The organism is Streptomyces sp. XY431, assembly GCF_001279805.1.
Classification (GTDB): domain Bacteria; phylum Actinomycetota; class Actinomycetes; order Streptomycetales; family Streptomycetaceae; genus Kitasatospora; species Kitasatospora purpeofusca.
Map to the genome: position 1 here is coordinate 16549 of NZ_LGDO01000036.1, position 18804 is coordinate 35352.

20 protein-coding genes are annotated in these 18804 nt (G+C 73.9%); 11 read left to right on the forward strand and 9 right to left on the reverse strand.

The window, feature by feature from the left end:
• Positions 1–57 precede the first annotated feature (57 nt).
• The gene (locus ADK60_RS05960; protein ID WP_353651727.1) at positions 58–900 is read right to left on the reverse strand and encodes an SAM-dependent methyltransferase; all 843 of its coding nucleotides are present in this window, start codon (positions 898–900) and stop codon (positions 58–60) included.
• Positions 901–1087: 187 nt separating this feature from the next.
• Here ADK60_RS05960 and ADK60_RS05965 point away from each other — a divergent pair, with 187 nt between their 5' ends.
• The 6 genes from ADK60_RS05965 (at position 1088) to ADK60_RS05990 (ending at position 7199) form a co-directional block, all read left to right on the forward strand.
• Positions 1088–2002 (forward strand): YwqG family protein, encoded by a 915-nt coding sequence (locus ADK60_RS05965; protein WP_053643833.1) that lies wholly within the window; start codon positions 1088–1090, stop codon positions 2000–2002.
• A 151-nt stretch (positions 2003–2153) separates the two neighbouring features.
• A complete protein-coding gene (locus ADK60_RS05970) occupies positions 2154–2522 on the forward strand; it encodes a PRC-barrel domain-containing protein (protein ID WP_045942255.1) in 369 nt (122 codons plus the stop codon).
• 107 nt (positions 2523–2629) lie between these two features.
• Positions 2630–2896: a metal-sensitive transcriptional regulator gene (locus ADK60_RS05975; protein ID WP_030393156.1), complete on the forward strand. Its 267-nt coding sequence runs from the start codon at positions 2630–2632 to the stop codon at positions 2894–2896.
• A gap of 245 nt (positions 2897–3141) precedes the next feature.
• Positions 3142–4593, forward strand: a complete 1452-nt coding sequence (locus tag ADK60_RS05980; protein ID WP_053643835.1) for an endonuclease/exonuclease/phosphatase family protein — start codon at positions 3142–3144, stop codon at positions 4591–4593.
• 14 nt (positions 4594–4607) lie between these two features.
• Positions 4608–6617: a phosphocholine-specific phospholipase C gene (locus ADK60_RS05985; protein WP_053643837.1), complete on the forward strand. Its 2010-nt coding sequence runs from the start codon at positions 4608–4610 to the stop codon at positions 6615–6617.
• 108 nt (positions 6618–6725) lie between these two features.
• Complete coding sequence (locus ADK60_RS05990; RefSeq protein WP_053643839.1) at positions 6726–7199, forward strand: VOC family protein; 474 nt, start codon at positions 6726–6728, stop codon at positions 7197–7199.
• Between the two features lie 61 nt (positions 7200–7260).
• Here ADK60_RS05990 and ADK60_RS05995 read toward each other — a convergent pair whose 3' ends face one another.
• The 3 genes from ADK60_RS05995 to ADK60_RS06005 form a co-directional block, all read right to left on the reverse strand.
• Positions 7261–8526, reverse strand: coding sequence for an FUSC family protein (locus ADK60_RS05995; protein WP_053643841.1), 1266 nt, complete (start codon positions 8524–8526; stop codon positions 7261–7263).
• A gap of 77 nt (positions 8527–8603) precedes the next feature.
• Complete coding sequence (locus ADK60_RS06000) at positions 8604–9344, reverse strand: polyprenol monophosphomannose synthase (protein WP_045942258.1); 741 nt, start codon at positions 9342–9344, stop codon at positions 8604–8606.
• Between the two features lie 176 nt (positions 9345–9520).
• Positions 9521–9787, reverse strand: a complete 267-nt coding sequence (locus ADK60_RS06005) for a GlsB/YeaQ/YmgE family stress response membrane protein (RefSeq protein WP_053643843.1) — start codon at positions 9785–9787, stop codon at positions 9521–9523.
• 217 nt (positions 9788–10004) lie between these two features.
• Between ADK60_RS06005 and ADK60_RS47485 the strand changes: the two genes are divergently transcribed.
• Together ADK60_RS47485 and ADK60_RS06015 are read left to right on the forward strand one after the other, a co-directional pair.
• Complete coding sequence (locus ADK60_RS47485; protein ID WP_286185256.1) at positions 10005–13313, forward strand: AMP-binding protein; 3309 nt, start codon at positions 10005–10007, stop codon at positions 13311–13313.
• Positions 13314–13372: 59 nt separating this feature from the next.
• Entirely contained in the window at positions 13373–13819 is a 447-nt protein-coding gene (locus tag ADK60_RS06015) for a DUF4259 domain-containing protein (RefSeq protein ID WP_053643845.1), read from the forward strand.
• An 18-nt stretch (positions 13820–13837) separates the two neighbouring features.
• Here the strand turns inward: ADK60_RS06015 and ADK60_RS06020 are convergent, their stop codons facing one another.
• The gene (locus ADK60_RS06020) at positions 13838–14773 is read right to left on the reverse strand and encodes an NmrA family NAD(P)-binding protein (protein WP_079008087.1); all 936 of its coding nucleotides are present in this window, start codon (positions 14771–14773) and stop codon (positions 13838–13840) included.
• A 91-nt stretch (positions 14774–14864) separates the two neighbouring features.
• Between ADK60_RS06020 and ADK60_RS06025 the strand changes: the two genes are divergently transcribed.
• A complete protein-coding gene (locus ADK60_RS06025; protein WP_234370959.1) occupies positions 14865–15608 on the forward strand; it encodes a TetR/AcrR family transcriptional regulator in 744 nt (247 codons plus the stop codon).
• Positions 15609–15623: 15 nt separating this feature from the next.
• Here ADK60_RS06025 and ADK60_RS44530 read toward each other — a convergent pair whose 3' ends face one another.
• The 3 genes from ADK60_RS44530 to ADK60_RS41525 all read right to left on the reverse strand — a co-directional run bounded on the left by ADK60_RS44530 (position 15624) and on the right by ADK60_RS41525 (position 17110).
• On the reverse strand, positions 15624–16262 hold the full coding sequence (locus tag ADK60_RS44530) for a carbohydrate binding domain-containing protein (RefSeq protein WP_053643847.1): 639 nt from the start codon (positions 16260–16262) through the stop codon (positions 15624–15626).
• A gap of 136 nt (positions 16263–16398) precedes the next feature.
• Positions 16399–16947 (reverse strand): GNAT family N-acetyltransferase, encoded by a 549-nt coding sequence (locus tag ADK60_RS06035; RefSeq protein WP_234370964.1) that lies wholly within the window; start codon positions 16945–16947, stop codon positions 16399–16401.
• On the reverse strand, positions 16940–17110 hold the full coding sequence (locus ADK60_RS41525) for a lasso peptide biosynthesis B2 protein (RefSeq protein ID WP_234370960.1): 171 nt from the start codon (positions 17108–17110) through the stop codon (positions 16940–16942). The genes ADK60_RS06035 and ADK60_RS41525 overlap by 8 nt, the downstream gene beginning before the upstream one ends.
• A gap of 82 nt (positions 17111–17192) precedes the next feature.
• On the opposite strand from ADK60_RS41525, the gene ADK60_RS06040 reads away from it, so the two are divergent.
• On the forward strand, positions 17193–17405 hold the full coding sequence (locus tag ADK60_RS06040; protein WP_053643849.1) for a hypothetical protein: 213 nt from the start codon (positions 17193–17195) through the stop codon (positions 17403–17405).
• A 1-nt stretch (position 17406) separates the two neighbouring features.
• Here ADK60_RS06040 and ADK60_RS06045 read toward each other — a convergent pair whose 3' ends face one another.
• Positions 17407–18054 (reverse strand): TetR/AcrR family transcriptional regulator, encoded by a 648-nt coding sequence (locus tag ADK60_RS06045; protein WP_053643851.1) that lies wholly within the window; start codon positions 18052–18054, stop codon positions 17407–17409.
• A 118-nt stretch (positions 18055–18172) separates the two neighbouring features.
• Here ADK60_RS06045 and ADK60_RS06050 point away from each other — a divergent pair, with 118 nt between their 5' ends.
• Complete coding sequence (locus ADK60_RS06050) at positions 18173–18799, forward strand: SRPBCC family protein (RefSeq protein WP_053643853.1); 627 nt, start codon at positions 18173–18175, stop codon at positions 18797–18799.
• The last annotated feature ends 5 nt before the right edge of the window (positions 18800–18804 follow it).

Genomic DNA, 18804 nt, shown 5'->3' on the forward strand with positions numbered 1-18804 from the left:
TCGACGCCTGAGCACGGCGGCGGCCGGACGATCCGTCCGGCCGCCACCCCCGTACCGTCAGGACTTGCGGGCGACCGCGCCGTACATGCTGACCCGGTCCGCGCCGGCGACCGGGTCGCCCTCCGGACGCCACAGCGGGACGGTGACCACCCCGGGGTCGAGGACGTCCAGGCCGTCCAGGAAGGCGCCCACCTGCTCCCGGCTGCGGCCGACCAGCGGAGCGGTGGCCTTGCTGTAGACGCCGGTCACCCGGTCGCGGACCTCGGCGGGGATGAAGTCGGCGGTGCCGTGGGACAGGATCAGGTAGCTGCCGGGCGCGAGGGTGTCCAGCAGCGTGCGGACGATCTCGTACGGTCCGCTCTCGTCCGGCACGAAGTGCAGCACGGCGGCCAGCACGAGGGCCATCGGCTTGTCGAAGTCGAGCAGCTTCTCGGCCTCGGCGGCGGCCAGCAGGTCGACCGGCTCGCGCAGGTCGGCCTGGATGACGGTGGTCCGGCCGACGGCGGTGCCGCCCATCAGGGCGCGGGCGTGGGCGAGCACGATCGGGTCGTTGTCGACGTAGACGATCCGGGCGCCCGGATCGACGGCCTGGGCGATCTCATGGGTGTTGCCGGCGGTCGGGATGCCGGTGCCGATGTCGAGGAACTGGTCGATGCCGAGTCCGGCCACGTGGCGCACCGCCCGGTTCAGGAAGCCCCGGTTGGCGCGCGCGGTGGATCTGAACTCCGGATTGGCCGCCAGCGCCCGCTCGGCCGCCTCGCGGTCGGACGGGAAATTGTCCTTTCCGCCCAAGTAGTAGTCGTACATCCGCGCGGGGTGCGGAATCTCCGGCCGGAGGTCGGCGGGGACGCCGGGCTCGCCCGGTTCCCACATCTCGTTGTAACCCACCACTGTCTCCACGCCTCCGCACCTGGCCGAACTGATGATCCGTCGGCGGACAGCGTAGGTGTTCGGGTACGCCCGTGGTGCAGCGAGGTCGGTTCACCCCCGCTTGTACGGAATGGCCGCGTTGCCAGGGCTTGGGCCGGAACGGCCCCGGCCCGGGCCCGTTCGTCCGCTGTCGGAGGCGCCTGGCAGCATCACGGTCGTGAACCACTCCCGCACCACCCCGCCGCGCCCGCTCGACGTGACCTCGGTGTTCCCCGAACTCGCCCCGCTGGCGCGGGAGGCGCTCCGGCTGCACCCCCGGCCCGGGGCTCCTTCGCCCTACGACAGTTCGGTCGGAGGGCCGTTCCTGTGGCCCGCGGACGAGCCCTGGCCGCACTGCCGCGAACAGCACGGGTGGTGGGACGAGGAGACCGACGAGGAGCACGAGGGGCCGAACCCGATGCTGCCCGTGGTCCAGCTCCACCTGCGCGACGTGCCGCTGCTGCGCCCGCCGGCCGGGGCGGACCTGCTCCAGGTGTTCTGGTGCCCCGTCGAGCACGAGCCGGACCTCAAGCCGCCGACCGTGCTGGTCTGGCGGTCGGCCGCGGCGGTCACCGACCTCCTCACCGCGCCGCCCGGGCCGGAGGTCGTCGAGTACGACGGCTACCTCCCGGTCCCGTGCCTGCTCGCGCCGGAGCGGATCACCGAGTACCCCAACTTCCTCGAGCTGAGCCGGGAACTGCGGCAGCAGCTGAGTGACTGGAACCGGTGGCAGGCCGCCGGCGCCGCCCTGGACGGCGTCTACGAGCCCTACCCGCAGGCGTTCTACGACAGCGCGCTGGCCGAGGCCCCGGGCTGGAAGGTCGGCGGCTGGGCCCCGTGGGGCCTCACCGACCCCGTCGCCCGCTGCTGCGAGGTCTGCGGCGCCGGGATGGTCCCACTGCTGACCATCGCCTCGGGCGAATGGGACAGCGGCACCCACGGCTGGGTCCCGTACGAGGACCGGGAGCTCGCCGCGGCGCGCACCGCCGCCTCGGCGAACCCGCCCGGGGTCCAGGTCTCCAAGGGCAACCACCTGCAGCTCTACGTCTGCCCGGAGTCCCCGGAGCACCCGCACACCGACCTGATCCAGTGACGCCGCCGCCGAGGCCCTTCGTACCGGGCTGTGGCTGTGGCTGTGTCCCGGCCCGGCGGGCGGGCCGGGGCGGACAGGCGCAGGATGGGAGGGTCCGGGGCGCCGCCCACAAGCGAGGCGTGCCGCCGTGGAGCGGGAGCGGGAGGTAACCATGGCCGTCGCCGAGATCGTTCCGGCCGACATCAGGGAGTGGCGGGGGCAGGCCGTCGTGGACGAGAAGGACCACCGGATCGGCACCCTGGAGTCCGTCTACGTCGAGACCGCCAGTGACCAGCCGTACTTCGTGACGGTGACGATCGGCCTGCCGGTCAAGCGGCGACTGGTGTTCGTCCCGCTCGACGGTGCGGTGCTGGGGCCGGGATACCTGCGGGTGGCGTTCCCGAAGGCGCTGGTGAAGCAGGCGCCCTCGATCGGCGTGGACGACGTGCTGCCGGCCGAGGACGAGCCCGAGGTGTTCGCGCACTACAAGCTGGAGTACGCCACCGGGGCGGGCGGGGAACGGCGGCTGGCCCGGCGCTGACCGGAGCCCTTCGCCGACGGCACAGGCCCCTGGTCGACCACCGAGGTCCGGATACCCCACGGGGTACAGTGGAGGACCGGTGGTCGACAGTGGAGGGCGGTCCGGACATGCAGGTGGACGAGGAGGCCGTCGGCGCGGTCCTGAACCGGCTGCGGCGCGCCCAGGGTCAGCTGGCGGGCGTGATCGCCATGATCGAGGCCGGCCGGGACTGCAAGGACGTGGTGACCCAGCTGGCCGCCGTGTCGAGGGCGCTCGACCGGGCCGGTTTCAAGATCGTGGCGAGCGGCATGCGCCAGTGCATGGCGGGCGCCGAGGAGGGCACGGCGCCGATGACCGAGGCCGAGTTGGAGAAGCTCTTCCTCACGCTCGCCTGACGGCCCGCGCCCCGCCCCACCTCTCCCGTCGCACATCTCCGTTCCACATTTCCCGTTCCGCCCGACATCCCGTCACGCTTCGTTCATGTCCCGGTCGCCGGTCTTCGGATGAATGGGCCCGGCCCCGCAGTTGTACAGCCAACTGTTGATGGGGCCGACCCTCCCAAGCCTCCGTCACCAGCCGCGGACGGCCCCGGCCCGGCACCCCCCGACGGCCCGGTGTCCGAGCGGCGGACAGGACATCCGTGGCCACCGGCAGCACCCTGACCAGCACGTCGTCGAGCAGCCCCGTCGAGGGCGACCGCCTCACCTTCCACTGGACCACCGACGCCCCCGACCCCAAGAACTGGGTCGGCATCTACGACGGCGACCGCCTGCCCGGCACCGGCAGCTCCCTGCTCTGGAAGTACACCCCGGCCGCCGACGGCGACGTCCAGCTCGACACCTCCGCCCTCACCGGCGGCCCGTACACGGCCTACCTGCTCGCCAAGGACGGCTACGGCATCCTCGCCAGGACCCAGCCGTTCACCTTCCGGCCCAAGCCGGCCGTGGTCCGCCCGCACGCCGTCGTGGACTCCTTCACCGCCACCCCCGTCGCACCCGGCGCGGCCGTCACCGTCAAGCTCGGCGGCCTCTGGGCCCGTCCCGCCGGAAACCCGGCCGGCAGCGCGGCCTTCCGCAAGGTCTCCGGACCGGCCTGGCTCGCGGTCGCCGCCGACGGCACCGTCACCGGCACCGCGCCGGGCGGTGCCGCGCCGCGCACCCCCGAGGTCCTGGTCGTCGGCGTCAAGGACAGCGCCGGTGCCACCGACACGGTGACCGTGCTGCTCCCGGTCGTGGACCCGGCCACCGCACCCCGGCTCAAGGTCGCGAGCTGGAACCTCGCCAACGCCGGTGCCGCCTTCACCGACGCCACCGAGAAGCAGCTCCGGGTCGTGCTCGCCCAGGGCCTGGACGTGCTCGCGCTCCAGGAGACCGCAGGCAAGGCCGCCCAGGCGCTGGCCGACGCCCTCGGCTGGTACGCCCACCAGAGCGCCGGCAGCGTCGGCCTGCTCAGCCGCTACCCGCTGACCGCCGTCACCCCCGCCACCGCCGAGCTGCCCGCCGCCGGGGCGACCGTGCAGCTGCCCGGCGGCCGCGCCGTCCGGGTCTGGACCGCGCACCTCGACGAGTCCGAGTACGGCCCGTACGCCCTCCAGGACGGCCGCACCGCCACGCAGGTCCTCGCCGCCGAGAACGCCTCGGTCCGGCTCCGGCAGGCCCGGGCGCTGGCCGCCGCCGTCACCGCCGACGCCGCCGCGGGCGCGCCCGTGGTGCTCGCCGGCGCGCTGTCCTCGCCCTCGCACCTCGACTGGACGGCCGCCACCGCCGCCGCGCACGGCGGCGCCGGCGCGCTCGCCTGGCCGGTCACCACCACCCTCCAGGAGGCCGGACTCACCGACACCTTCCGCGAGGAGAACCGGGACCCGGTGAAGGCGCCCGGCACCACCTGGTCGCCGGTCCGCAAGCAGCGCGCCGCCGGCAAGGCCGAGCCGCAGGACCGGATCGACTACGTGCTGTACCGGGGGAAGCTGCGGCTCGTCGAGGCGCACACCCTGGTCGCCGACTGGCCGGCCACCGCCGCCGATCCGGCCGCCCTCGCCGCCAACCAGTGGCCGTCCGACACCGCCGCCGCGGTCGCCACCTTCCAGCTCTGAAAGGCCAGTTCGCGATGTCCGAGCTCTCCCGCCGCACCTTCGTCGGCGCCACCGCTGCCGCCGGCGCCGCCGCCCTGACCGGCCTCCAGGGCACCCCGGCCCAGGCCGCACCCGACCGGCCCGCCGCCGCACCGGACCGCCTCACCGGCACCATCAAGGACGTCAAGCACGTCGTGGTGCTGATGCAGGAGAACCGCAGCTTCGACCACTACTTCGGCGCCCTGAACGGCGTGCGCGGCTTCGGCGACAAGCAGGGGCTCCAGTTCCCCGACGGCACCGACGTGTTCCGCCAGCCCGACCCGCGCCGCAGCGACGGCAATGTGATGCTGCCGTACCGGATGGACACCTCGAAGTACAACGCGCAGAACGCCGGCGGCCTGCCGCACGACTGGGCCACCGGCCACCAGGCCATCAACAACGGCGCGATGAACAAGTGGATCGCCGCCAAGGGCGAGCGCACCATGGGCTACTTCACCCGCGAGGACATCCCCTACCAGTACGCGCTCGCCGACGCGTTCACCCTCTGCGACGCCTACTTCACCTCGCTGGCCGGGCCGACCGACCCCAACCGGCTCTACCTGTGGACCGGCACCGCCGGGCCCGGCCGGGACGGCACCACCGGCCCGTGGATCGACAACACCCCGGTCACAGACAACCCGGTGGCCGACTGGACCACCTACGCCGAGCGCCTGCAGTCGGCGGGCGTCACCTGGCGGGTCTACCACAACCCCAGCAAGGACGACCGCACCGGCGACTACGACGACAACGCGCTCTCGTACTTCAAGCAATTCCACAACTTCCCGAAGGACGACCCGCGTTACATCAACGCGATGACCAAGTTCGACCCGGCGGCCTTCGACGCGCACTGCAAGGACGGCACCCTGCCGACCGTCTCCTGGCTGGTCGCGCCGTACCTGTTCTCCGAGCACCCGGAGGCCGGACCGGCGTACGGCGCGCACTGGGTGAACCAGGCCCTGCAGTCGCTGATGTCCAACCCGGACGTGTGGCGGCACACCGTCTTCCTGGTCATGTACGACGAGAACGACGGCTACTTCGACCACATGGTGCCGCCCACCCCCGAGCCGGGCACCCCCGAGGAGTTCACCCAGGGCCGTGCCATCGGCCTCGGCAACCGCGTCCCGCTCTGGGTCGCCTCGCCCTGGTCGCGCGGCGGCTGGGTCAACTCCCAGGTCTTCGACCACACTTCGGTGCTGCGCTTCATGGAGCAGGTCACCGGTGTGGCCGAGCCCAACATCTCCGCCTGGCGCCGCGCCGTCTGCGGCGACCTCACCAGCTGCTTCGACTTCGCCGCCCCGGACCACTCGATCCCGCAACTGCCGGACACCAACGCCCTGATGGCCAAGGCCGACGCGGGCACCAAGCTCCCCGGCGTGCAACTGCCCGCGGTCGGTGCCCAGTCCATGCCGGTGCCCGAGCGGGGCGACCGTCCGCACCGCCACCTGCCCTACCAGCCCTGGGCCGAGGCGGAGGTGGACCGCCGCACCGGCCGGGTCACCTGCACGATGAGCAACGACGGCGGCGTGGCCTTCCCGTACACGGTCTACCCGAACATCGTCCAGCCCTTCGCCGGGACGCCGTTCACCGTGGCCCCGGGCGCCTCGGCCACGTACGTCTGGGAGGCCGCGAAGACCAACGGCCGCTACGACTTCACCGTGCACGGCCCGGACGGCTTCGTCCGCCGCTTCGCCGGCACCGTGGTCCGCGACGGCCAGGGCGGCGCCGAGCAGCCGTCCGGCCAGAACGACATCGCGGTGCCGATCGTCACCGCCGACCTGTCCGGTTCCAAGCGGCTCACCCTCCAGCTCGTCAACGACGGCATGACGGACGTCTGCTTCACCGCCGTGCCGAACGACTTCGCCGGCACCGCGCAGACCGTCTGGGTCCGGCCGGGCAAGCAGAGCAACCTGGTCTGGCCGCTGGACAAGCAGAGCCGCTACGACGTGGTGGTCACCGCCGCCACCGGCCAGCGCTTCACCCGCCGGTACGCGGGCTGGGTGCACTGAGTCCGGATCCCCGCGCGCCGCGGCCGGCGGAGCACCGAACCGGTGCCCCCCGGCCGTGGCGTGGCGTGGCGCGGCCGTCCCGCCGGGGCCCGCCGCTACCGTCGGCCCATGCAGCAGATCACACCCTGTCTCTGGTTCGACGACCAGGCCGAGGAAGCCGTCCGCCACTACACCTCGGTCATCCCCAACTCCCGGATCACCGGCGTCACCCACTACACCGAGGCCGGCCCGGGCACACCCGGCACCGTGCTGACGGTCGCCTTCGAACTCGACGGCCGTCCGTACGTGGCCCTCAACGGCGGACCGCTCTTCCCGTTCACCGAGGCGGTCTCGCTCCAGGTGCACTGCGACGACCAGGCGGAGGTGGACCGGCTCTGGGCGGCCCTGCTGGAGGGCGGCGGCCAGGAGGGTCCTTGCGGCTGGCTCAAGGACCGCTGGGGCTTGTCCTGGCAGGTCACCCCGCAGGTGCTGATCGACCTGGTCGCCGACCCGGACCGGGCGAAGGCCGCCCGGGTCACCACGGCGATGCTGGAGATGCGCAGGATCGACATCCAGCGGCTGCTCGACGCCGCGGCGGGGTGAGACACCGGGAGCGGGAGCGGGGGCCGGTACCGGGGCCGGGGGCCGAGCAAGGGCTGCGGGCTCAGCTCCGGGCGCCCGCCGGGGGCTTCCCGCGCCGGCGGCGGACCCGGGCGAGGACCGGGCGCTCGCCGCGGAGCCAGCGGCGCAGCCGGCCGAGCCGGGAGAACCGCTCCCGGCCCGCCACCGAGGCCCGGTCCAGCTCCTCCATCAGCCGCCGGGAGCGGTGCTCCAGGTCCAGTTCGTCGAGGATCCGGTCGACCTCGGTCAGCAGCGACCCGAGCAGGTGCCAGGAGTCCGGGTCCGCGCGGACCTGCTCCAGCAGCAGCCGGGCGACGTTCTCCCGGCTCGCCCAGGCGGCGGTCAGCTCGGCGGCGAGCCGCTCCTCGGCCTCCTCGGCGTTCCGGCTGACCTGGGTGGTGACCAGCACGGCGAAACTCACCAGCGCGCCGCCGACATGGGCGAGCAGCTCCTCCATCGCCACCGCGAGGCCCGGCGCCACCAACGGCTCGCCGGGCCCGCGCCGTTTGGCGAGGTCGGTGAGCGAACGCGAGATGACCCGGATCACCACCACGCAGATCTCCAGCGTGTCCAGGCCGGTGCGCAGCACCAGTCGGGAGAGCAGTCCCTCGCTGATCCGGGGGTTGAACCGGAGGCTGTCCTCGGCCTGGCGCAGCGCGGCGTCGACGTCGGCGATCGCCTGATCGAGCCGGCGGGCCTCGTGCAGGCGCTCGGCGGCGTCCTCGACGGCGGTGGGCCGGCCCAGTTGCTCGGCGAGGTCGAGCAGCAGGTGCCGGGCCCGGCGGGCCAGGTCCTCGATCGACTCGCCCGCGGTGTCCACCCAGACCGGCGGCGCGAACACCAGGTTGAACAGCAGGCCGACGCTCGCGCCGATCAGCGTCTCCAGCACCCGGTCCCAGGCCTGGGAGGCGAGTTTGGTGACACCCAGGATCAGCATCGCGCTGATCGCGACCTCCTGGACGAACTCGTCCACCCGGACGAACCGGCCGATCACCAGCGAGGCCAGGATGATCAGTCCGAGGCTCCACCAGGAGAGCCCGACCACCGCGCTGAAGCCGATCGCGATCAGCACGCCGACGACCACCGAGTTCACCCGGCGGATGCTGGTGGTGAGCGTCGAGTAGACGGTGACCTGGACCACCAGCAGTGCGGTGAGCGGGGCCGTCAGGGGGGCCGGTTCGCTGCTGAGCCAGGTCGCCACCACGTAGGAGAGGGTGGCGGCGACGGTCGCCCGGGCGGTCTGGACGGCGAAGGGTTCACGGGCGGCGCGGCGCAGCAGGCCGACCACGGAGTCCGGTAGCAGGGCCATGCGCACCTCCTTCCCCGTCCCCCGGCTCCCACCGGTCCGGTCCTGTCCGGTCCGTACCGGTCCGCACCGGGCGAGGGCTACTGCTTGCCGCGCCCCTCGCGCAGCAGCTTCCACGGCGCGAGCGCCGACTCCACCTGCACCCCGAGGCTCATCTTGGACGCGCCCTCGACCCGCTCCTCGAAGCGGATCGGCACCTCCTTGATGGTGAGCCCCTGGCGCACCACCCGGTGGTTCAGCTCGACCTGGAACGAGTAGCCGTTGCTGTGCACCGACGGCAGGTCGATGGCCCGCAGGGTCTGCGCCTTCCAGGCCTTGAAACCGGCGGTGGCGTCCCGCACGCCCAGGCCGAGGATGGTGTTCACATAGAGGTTGGCCCAGGCGGAGAGCGCCTTGCGGTGCCACGGCCACTCCTCGGCGGTCGACCCGCCGGGCACGTACCGGGAGCCGAGCACCACGGCCGTGTCGTCGGCCAGCAGGGTCTCCACCATCAGCGGCAGGACGGCGGCCGGGTGGGACAGGTCGGCGTCCATCTGGACGACCACGTCCGCGTCGTCCTCCAGGGCCCGGGTCATGCCGGCCACGTAGGCGCGGCCGAGGCCGTCCTTCTCGGTGCGGTGCAGCACCGAGACCCGGCCCTCGGACTCGGCGGCCAGCTTGTCGGCCACCTCGCCGGTGCCGTCGGGGGAGTTGTCGTCGACGACCAGCAGATGCAGGTTCGGCAGGTCGAGCCCGGCCAGCAGGCCGGCGAGGACCGGAAGGTTCTCCCGCTCGTTGTAGGTGGGCACGACCACAACGACCTTCGGGGCGGCCTCGACCATGTTCTGTTCCCTCGCGAGTTCGGCGGCACGGCCGTCGGGCTGCGACGGCCGTGCGAGTCTAGCCGCGCCGCTTCGAACAGCGCCGCGCCGGACCACCCTCCGGACCCGGAGCGCCCTTGGCCCGCTGGGCCGGGCACGGTCGCCGTCGGTCACCCGGCCCGGGGCCGGACCGCCGGTCACCTGGACCGGCGGGAACTCCAGGCGGGGGCGACGATGCCGATCAGGCCGATCGCGAAGGCGAGCTGGAGCAGATGGCGGATCCAGTCGATGCCGGAGGTGTTCCGGACACCGACCCACCCGGCGACCGCGTTGCCCAGCCAGGCCCCGGCCGCGCCGAGCAGCATGGTCAGCCACCACGGGATGGCCTGCGGGCCGCGCAGGATCAGCTTGGCGATCACACCGAGCACGAAGCCGATGAGCAGAATCCACAGGAGCTGGAACATCGCATTCCACCTTTCGAGGCACGTTCCCTCATGATCGCCCGAACCGCGCGGCACGGCACGTCCAGACGCCGACCGCCGCGGTGCGGGCCGTCCGGGCTCCCGCCTGCCCCGACCGCGCCGGGCTACTCCCCGGGCCGCTCCCGGATCCCTCCCTCGGGGGCCCGCCCGGCGGTTACGCTCCGCGACCGCGGTCGGCGGTCACGGTCGGAGACCGTCAGTGGAAGTCCTGGACCGGTCGGCGGTCGGACCCGGCGGTCGGACCCGGCGGTCCGGGGACGGACGACTCTGGCGGGGGACGGTACCCAGCCGCTACGGTCTGGACCAGCCACCCGTCCGGCCGATCGGCCGCGCCCCGTCCTGGCCACTTCCGGGAGTCGTCATCAGCACCCGATCCACCGTCAGTGCCGTTCCCACCGCCGCCGCTTCGGCACCCGGGACGCCCGACGCGCTCACCCTGACCGACCTGCTCGACGACCGGGCCGCCCGGCACCCGGACCGGCCCGCGCTGATCGCCCCCGGCCGCCCGGCACTCGACTACCGGACGTGGCGGGAGCGGGCGGTGCGCGCCGCCCACGGGCTCGCCCGGGCGGGCGTCCGGCCGGGCGAGCGGGTGCTGCTGCTCTTCCCCAACCGGTCCTGGGACGCCTATGCGGTGGCCTTCCTGGCCACCCACTACGCGGGCGCGGCGGCGGTCGTCGTCCGCGAGGACCTGAGTGCCGAGGACACCGCGCGGCTGGCGGGCGACAGCGGGGTGGTGCTCGCGGTGGCCGCCGCCGACGAGGACGAGCGGGCCGCCGCGGCCGACGTCCGCTGCCTGCCGCTGGCCGGACTGGAGGCCGACGGCAACGGCGACGGTGACGGCAACGGCGACGGCGCGCAGGAACCGCCGCACCGCCCCGCCCCCGGCGACCTCGCCCAGGTCATCGGCACCTCCGGCACCACCGGCGCGCCCAAGGGCGTGCACGCCGCCCACGCCAGCCTGACCGCCGGCCAGCGGCTCGACCCGCGCCCGCGCCCCTACGCCCACTCCGCGCACGCCGTGCACGCCTTCCCGATCGGCACCAACGCGGCCCAGGTGGTGCTGGTCAACGCGCTGGTCGCCGCGCCCGCCACGATCTGCCTGCCGCGCTTCGACGCCGAGGAGTTCGGGCGGACCGTCGCCGAACACCGCGCCGGCACCGTCTTCCTGGTGCCCTCGATGGCCGTCGAACTGCTCAACTCCGGTGCGGTCGGACGGCACGACCTGAGCAGCGTCCTGCTGATCAGCTCCTCCGCCGCCGCCCTGCCCGCCCCCGTCGCCGCCGCCCTGCGCGCAGCCCTGCCGACCGCGACCCTGGTCAACACCTACACCTCCGCCGAGGCGTCGCCCGCCCAGATATCCGCCGTCGTCGACGCCCGCCGGCCCGGCTCGGTCGGCCGCCCCGCCAACCCGGCCGACCTGCGGCTGCTCGACCAGGACGGGCAGCCGGTCGAGACGGGCACCGTCGGCGAGGTCTGGCTGCGCCAGCCCGGACCCCCGCGCGGCTACACGGCCGGCGCGCAGGCCACGGCCGCCGTCTTCCGCGACGGCTGGGTGCGGATGGGAGACCTCGGCCGGCTCGACGCCGACGGCTACCTCCACCTGGTCGACCGGGAGAGCGACATCATCAAGTCCGGCGCCCTCAAGGTCTCCACGCTGCGCATCGAGGACGTCCTGCACGCCCACCCGCAGGTCGCCGACGCGGCCGCGCTCGGCCTCCCGCACCCCGTCATGGGCGCCGTGCCGGTGGCCGCGGTCGTGCCCGCCGCCGACGGCCTGGACCTCGACGAACTGCGGCTCTTCCTCGCCGCCCGCCTCGGCCGGGCCGAACTGCCGGTCCGGATCCTGCTCACCGACCGGCTGCCCCGGAACCCCAGCGGCAAGGTCGTCAAGCACGAACTCCGGGCACGCTTCGACAGCCCCGCCGAGGCACCGGCCGGCACCCCGCCCACCACCGGCACCGAACTCGCCCTCGCCGCCGTCTGGCGCAAGGTGCTCGGCCGGCCGGTCGCGGCCGTCGAGGACGAGTTCTTCGCGCTCGGCGGCGACTCCTTCCGCGCCGTCCAGCTCGCCGCCGCCGTCTCCGCCGAGTTCGGCGTCGCCGCCGGCACGGCCCTGGCCTTCGAACGTCCCTCGCTGCGCGCCCAGGCCGCCTGGGTCGCCACCGCGCCCAGGACCGCCGAGGCCGCGCCCCCGGTGGACGACTCCGCGCTCTCCCCGTTCCTGCGCGACCTGCGCGCCCAGCCCCACGACGTCCCGCTCACCTCCCAGCAGGAGAACTTCCTGCGCTGGATGGCCGAGGCCGAGGGCCGCAACGTCGGCTCGGTCGCCGTGATGTTCCGCGTCACCGAAGCACTGGACCCGGCCCTGCTGACCGAGGCCCTGTACGAGGCGGTGCGTCGCCACCCCGCACTGCGCACCCGCTTCGTGCCCGTGCCCGGCGCCCTGCCGGGCGTCCGGCGCGCCGTCGTCGACCCCGAGGCCCAGGTGGAGGCCATCCTGGTCGACGCCCCGGGCGAGAGCGACGACGAGGTGTCGGCCCGGCTGATCGCCGTCCGGGACCGGCTCACCGACGTCGGCGAGGGCCCGATGACCGGCCTCGCCGTGGTCAGCCGGGGCGCCGACGACCACGCGGTGCTGCTCGCCGTCCACCACATCGTCGGCGACGGCTGGTCGGTCGGCGTGCTGCTGCGCGACCTCGGCGTCATCTACTCGGCGCTGCGCCGCGGCCGCCCCGCGCCCCCGCCCCGGCCGATGCCGACGCTCGGCGAGCTGGTCTCCCGGTCCAACGCCAACTGGCCCGTCTCGCGCGCGCACTTCGCCCGCACCCTGGCCGGCGCGCCGGAGGCGGTGCACCCCTTCCCGGGCCGCGCCGACACCGAGACCGTGCTCAGCGCCGCCCACCGGCTCACCGTCCCCGCCGACCGGGCCGCCGCCCTCCGCGCCCGGGCCGCCGAGGCCGGGGCGACCCCGTTCCAGGCCCTCGCCGCGGTCTGGCTCGGCCTGCTGGCGGAGCGCAGCGGCCAGGACGACCTGGTCCTGATGACGCCCGTCCCCGGTCGCACCACGCCCGAGGCCGAACAGGCCGTCGGCTGCTTCGTGCAGTCCCTCCTGCTGCGGGTCGACGCCTCCGGCGCGCCCGGCTTCGCCGAACTCCTCGCCCGCGTCCGCGCCACCGCCACCGCGGCCCTGGACCACCAGCTCTACCCCTTCGCGGAGTTCAGCCCGCTGGTGCCGTTCGCCGCCTGGCTCCGCTACGAGAGCTGGAACGCCCCCGCCCAGCTCCCCGGCCTCGCCTGCACCGCCTGGGAGGTCCCGCGCGGCGCCACCGTCCCCTACCCCCTCCCCGGCGGCGACCGGCACGTCCCCGAACTCGCCGCCACCGAACAGCCCGACGGCTCCCTGGTCTGCTGGCTCCGCTACAACGAGCACGCCTTCACCCCGGCCGCCGTCGAGTCCCTGGCCGCCGCCCTGGAGGCCCGCATCGCGGAGGCCGCCGGGGGCTGAGCCCGCGTGATGTCGGTGGTCGGTGCCATGATCCCCACGAACGAGCTGAGGAGAGCACTGTGGGTACCTGGGACATCGGACACTTCGACAACGACACCGCGGCGGACTTCTGCGGCAGCCTCGACGAGGCTGCCGCGGGTGAACGGGAGGGACTGGTCCGCCGTGCGCTGGCACTGGCCGCCGACACGGGAGCCGAGGAGTACCTCGATTTCGACGAGGCGGTGGAGGCCGTGGCCTCGGCCGCCCTCGTCGCGGCCCAGTGCCCCGGCGGTGAGCCGGTCACCACCGCCTACGGTCCCGACCAGCCCCTCCCGGTCCTTCCCGCCGACCTGCGGCCGCTCGCCGTGGCGGCCCTGGACCGGGTGGTCGCCGAGGAGTCCGAGCTTGCCGAGCTCTGGGACGAGACCGAGGACGGCCCCGCCTGGCGCCGCGCCGTCCAGGAGCTCCGCGCCGTCCTCGCACCGTCACTCGGACCGGCCCCGGAAGCGCTGTTCGAGCTTCCCTGAGCAGGCCCTGACGGGTGCTCAGGCCGTCGGTCCCGCAGTGTCCGCGGCGTCGAACCGGGCGCGCAGCGCGGCGGCGCCGCCCTCGGCGAGCCAGTCGCCGAGGGTGCGCAGGCCGGGGTGGACCACCCGCAGTGCCTCGAGGTCGGCCCGCCAGCGGTGGCCCTCGGCCCACTGGCGGCGGACTTCGGCGAGTCCGGGGTGCAGCGCGGCGGCCTCCTCGTGGCCGATCTGCTCGTAGCGCAGCGCCCTCCCGGTCGCGGCGGCGATCGCGGCGACGGCCTCGACCGGGGTCGGGGCGTCACCGGCCAGCTCCAGCGTCCGGCCGGCGAACCGGTCCGGCTGTTCGAAGGCCAGGGCGGCGAACTCGGCGATGTCCTCGAGGGCGATGATCTGGAGGGGCTCGTCCGGCGGGAAGAGGTGCCGGTGGACCCCGTCCGTGAACCCGTCGAAGCCGACTCCGGCCACCCCGAGGTAGTTCGTCATGAACCGCACCGGCCGCAGCACCGTCACCCGCTCGATCCGCTCGCGCAGATACTGCTCGGTGCGGCGCTTCCCGGGGGCCGCGAACGCCGCGCCGGTGGTCGAGGCGACGCCGGTGAACACCACCTGGCGCACGCCCGCGGCCTCGGCCGCGTCGGCCAGGGCCCGGCCGCGGGCGACTTCCAGCTCCTCGTCGATGCGCGCCGACCCGTAGGCCACCGGCGGCACGGCGAACAGCGCACCGGCACCGGCCAGGGCCGGGCCGAGGCTCGCCGGGTCGTCGAGGTCCGCGAGCACCAGCTCGGCCCCGGCCTCCGCGAGTGCCACGGCGGCGGGCGCCGAGGCGTCCCGCACCAGCGCGCGCACCGGACGTCCGGCGGCGAGCAGCCGCCGGGCCGTCGCCCCGCCCTGCTTGCCGGTGGCGCCGGTCACGGCGACGACGCTCCAGGCGGTGTCGTTCGGTTCGGTGGTCATGTCGTCCTCCCTCGCCCCGGTCTGTGCTTCACCCCGGGGATCTGGGATACTCCAACCCGTTTGGCTCCGGGGGGACAAGGGGTTTCGTGACATGACGACGGTGATCGGCGCGGGCGACCGGAGCGACGCCCGCCGCAATCGGGCCAGGGTGCTGTCGGCGGCGGGCGAGGCGTTCGCGGAGCGGGGGCTCGATGTCCCGCTCGGCGACATCGCCCGCCGGGCGGGTGTCGGCGCCGGCACGGTGTACCGGCACTTCCCGACCAAGCACGCCCTCGTCGAGGCGGTGGTCGTCCAGCAGTTGGGCGAGCTGATCGCCTCCGGCGAGCGACGGACCGCCCGGTCCGCGCCCGCCGAGGCCTTCTTCGGGTTCCTCCTGGACGTGGTCGACACCTCGCGCAACCGTGCGACCGTCTGCGACGTGCTGTCGACCGACGCGAGCTGGCCGCGCCCGGTCCTGACGGCCGCGGTGGCGCGGTTCCGCCACCTCCTGGAGACGCTGCTGCACGCCGCGCAGCGGGCCGGCGGCGTCCGGCCCGACCTCGGCCCCGAGGACGTGGTGGCCGTCGTCGTGGGGTGTGCCTCGATGCTGACGGCCCGCCACGACCGCGCGGCCGGGCTCCGGCTCGTCCGGCTGACCCTGGACGGCCTCCGCCCCTCCGCCCCGGCTGTCACGGAAGGCCGCTCGTTCCGTGACAGCCGGGGGTCACTCCACGCCCCCGCCCCGGTCTGCGAGGAGTGCGGAGCCGCCCTCACCGTCCACCCCACCGGCCGCCCGGCCCGCTACTGCGGCACCACCTGCCGCCAGCGCGCCCACCGCCGCCGCCCCGCCTCCTGAACCCTGCGGGACCGGTCAGGGGATGTACGTCCGCCAGCAGGTGGGCGACGGTGTGGGTGAGGGTGAGCCGGGGCCGTCGGTGGCCGTCGGCGCCGGGCCGCCCGGCTCGCCGCACGGACGCGGCTCGTACCCGGGACCGGTGAGGGAAACCCGCCGCACGTCGTAGGAGGCCTGCTCGTACCAGCCGTGGAAGTACACCGTCAGCTCGGTGGTGTCCGGCCCGGTGCTCACCCGCACCGACAGATCGTTCCAATCGCCCTGCCCCGACCAGGTCGAGGCGTTCTCACCGGCCACCCCCGTGACGCCGACGAAGGCGAACGGCCCGCGCACCGTGGCGGACAGCAGATAGCTGGAGTCCGGCAGGACCCGAACCCGCTGGGAACACCGCGCAGTGCTGTCGGCAGTCGGACGGCCCGACACATAGTGGTCGTGCGGGATGCTGCTGCGCCGGACGTCCCCGTCGCAGGTCCACATCCACGGGTACGAGTCGAACGCCCCGTTGAGGACCAGCTCGACCCTCGGCAGCGGATCCGCCGCCCCGGCGGCGAACCCGACACCGGAAGCCGCCGCCAGGAGCGCGGCGACCGCGAGCCCGACGGAAGGCCCGCCGCGTCCACGTCCGCGGCCGGGTCGGTGATGAACGGTCGCACGCATGCCGTCTCCAGGTGGGGGAGTACCGATCGGGGCAGCGGTGCGAGGGAGTGGACCACACCCTGGTGGACCCGGCCCACCGCAGTCAAGGCCGACGACACGGCCACCAGCACTCGAGTGAGCGTTGGATGACGACCCATCAGCACTTTGTCAGGGGTGCCACCACCGACGGCCCGGCGAATTCCGCAGCGAGGGCATCCATGACCACCTCGTCGCAGACCTCCCCGAGCCAGTACCCCGCTTCCCGCAAGGCGCCGACGGTCCGGAACCCCGCCCTCTCGTAAGCGCGGACCGCAGGCCGGTTGGGCGCCAGTACCTTGAGCCAGACCATGCGCAGATTGGTGATGTGGAACGCGTAGTCCAGCACGAGCCGGGTCGCCGCCGCCCCCAGCCCCCGCCCCCGCGCCTCGGGCGCCAGTATCACCACGTACTCGGCCGTGCGGACAGCGGGGTCCGGCAGCAGCGTGGCGACGCCGACCGGTACGGCGGCGTCGCCCGCGAGGTCGTAGACGGTGAACCGGATGTTGTCCCCCCGGAGTTGCGCCGCCATCCCCTCCACGCGGGCCTCCAGCGACTCCGGCTGCTGCCGCCCGTACCCCACGAGCAGCGCCGGATCCTGCTCCCAGCGCCAGTACGTCTCGACGAGATCGGCGCGGTAGGGCCCGAGGCCGAAGACTGAGTCATGGATCCAGATGATCGGGTCGACTTCGGTGGTGATGGTGGGCTCCAATGACGAGGACGGGAGTGTAGGCGAGAGTCGAGACGGGTTCGCCGACAACTGTGCCGTCCTCAGTTTGCACCCAAGCGTGCATCCGAACCGGGTCGGCTGCGACGCCGTGGCGCCACGTCACAGAGAGCCGTCGGGCGGCCGATGAGCGCTCCGTGGCGGTCAGGCCCGCCGTGTACCGGCGGGCCCGAGTGCGTCATCGGGCGATGCTGGCCGAGTGGCAGGTCGAAGCCGGGCGGGTCGAAGAGGCCGTGCAGAACTGGCACTTGGCCCTGGACGACTACCCGCAGGTGCAGTCCGGTCGGGCTGACGACCGGTTTCGGGCGATGGTCGCAGCGGTTCGCCCGCACCGCCGCGACGCGCGGGTGCGTGAACTGCTGGAGCGGGCGCGGCCGATGGCGGGTACGCAGAGGAGCTGAATCAGCCGAGCAGGGTCGCGAGTTCGGACTCGAAGAGGACCGCGGCGTCGAACTGCATGCCGGTGAAGTGGCCGGCCAGTTCGAGGGACAGGACGCCGTGCAGGCGGGTCCAGAGGGTGAGAAAGAGGGCGAGGGCCTCGGGCGGTGCAGGGTGGCCGGCGGCCCAGGTGCGGTGGTCGGCGAGGTGGGTGGCGAGGGGTGACCCCGGGGCGTCCTGGGGGAGGGCGGCGGCGCAGGCGTCAATGAGCGTGACCGCGATCTCCTGGGAGATCGCCCTCGTGTCCTCGGGGGCCTCGTAGCCGGGCACGGGCGTGCCGTAGAGCAGCAGGTAGCGCTGCGGGTCGGCCAGGGCCCAGGTGCGCAGGGTGCGGGCGAGTGCGGCCAGGTCGGCGCCGGTTTCGGCGGCCGCGTGGAGGGTGTCGGCGAGGTCGCGGTAGGCCTCCCGGACGAGTTCGGTGATGAGCTCGTCCCGGTTGGCGAAGTAGCGGTAGAGCGCGGGGCCGCTCATGCCCATCTGCTTGGCGATCGCGTTGAGCGAGAGCGCGGAGGCGCCGGCGGTGGCGATCTGGTCCCACGCACGTTCCATGACCTCGGCGCGGACCTGGGTGCGGTAGCGCTCGCGGGGGGTGGTGGGGTCGCTCTTCGCCATGGTGGGGGTCGCCTCTCGGATCTGTTAGTTAGAGGGTATCACGGAAGCTATTGACTCTTGATGCGATGAGGAGTTAGAACTTCTAACGACAGCGACGACAGCTAGGGAAGGAAATGCCATGTTCGGTACGCGTAGGGCTGGAATCCGGGCCGCAGCGATCACGGTCCCGCTGGTGGCCGCACTCCTCGGCGGTGCGGCGGCGCCGGCCGGGGCGCACTCCGCGAAGCCGGCCAAGGGGCTGAGCTGTCGTGGAGTCGGGGTCGACCCCGCCGCGCAGATCCGGTACCGGACCGAGGTGGTGGTCAACGCGCCGCTGGACGTGGTCTGGAAGCTGCAGACGGACGTCGACCGCTGGCCGTCCTGGCAGCGGGCGGTCAGCAGCGCCGAGCGGCTCGACCACGGGCGGTTCCGCGCCGGGTCGGCGTTCCACTGGACGACGCCGATCCCGCCCGAGGTCGGGATCCCGGCCACCGGCCTGGACATCACCTCGACCGTGCGGCAGGTCAAGGACCGCTCCTGCATCCGTTGGACCGGCCCGGCGGACGGGGAGGGTCTGCACATCGACGGTGTGCACGTCTGGAACTTCACCAAGGTGCGGGGCGGCGTGCGGGTGAGCACCGAGGAGACCCACACCGGGCCGCAGGTCGACGCGAACGTGCCGCTGGCGACCGGGATCCTGCGGGCGGGACTCGACGCCTGGCTGGGCGACCTGAAGGCGGCCGCCGAGGCGCGGGCGCCCCGGTAGGCGCC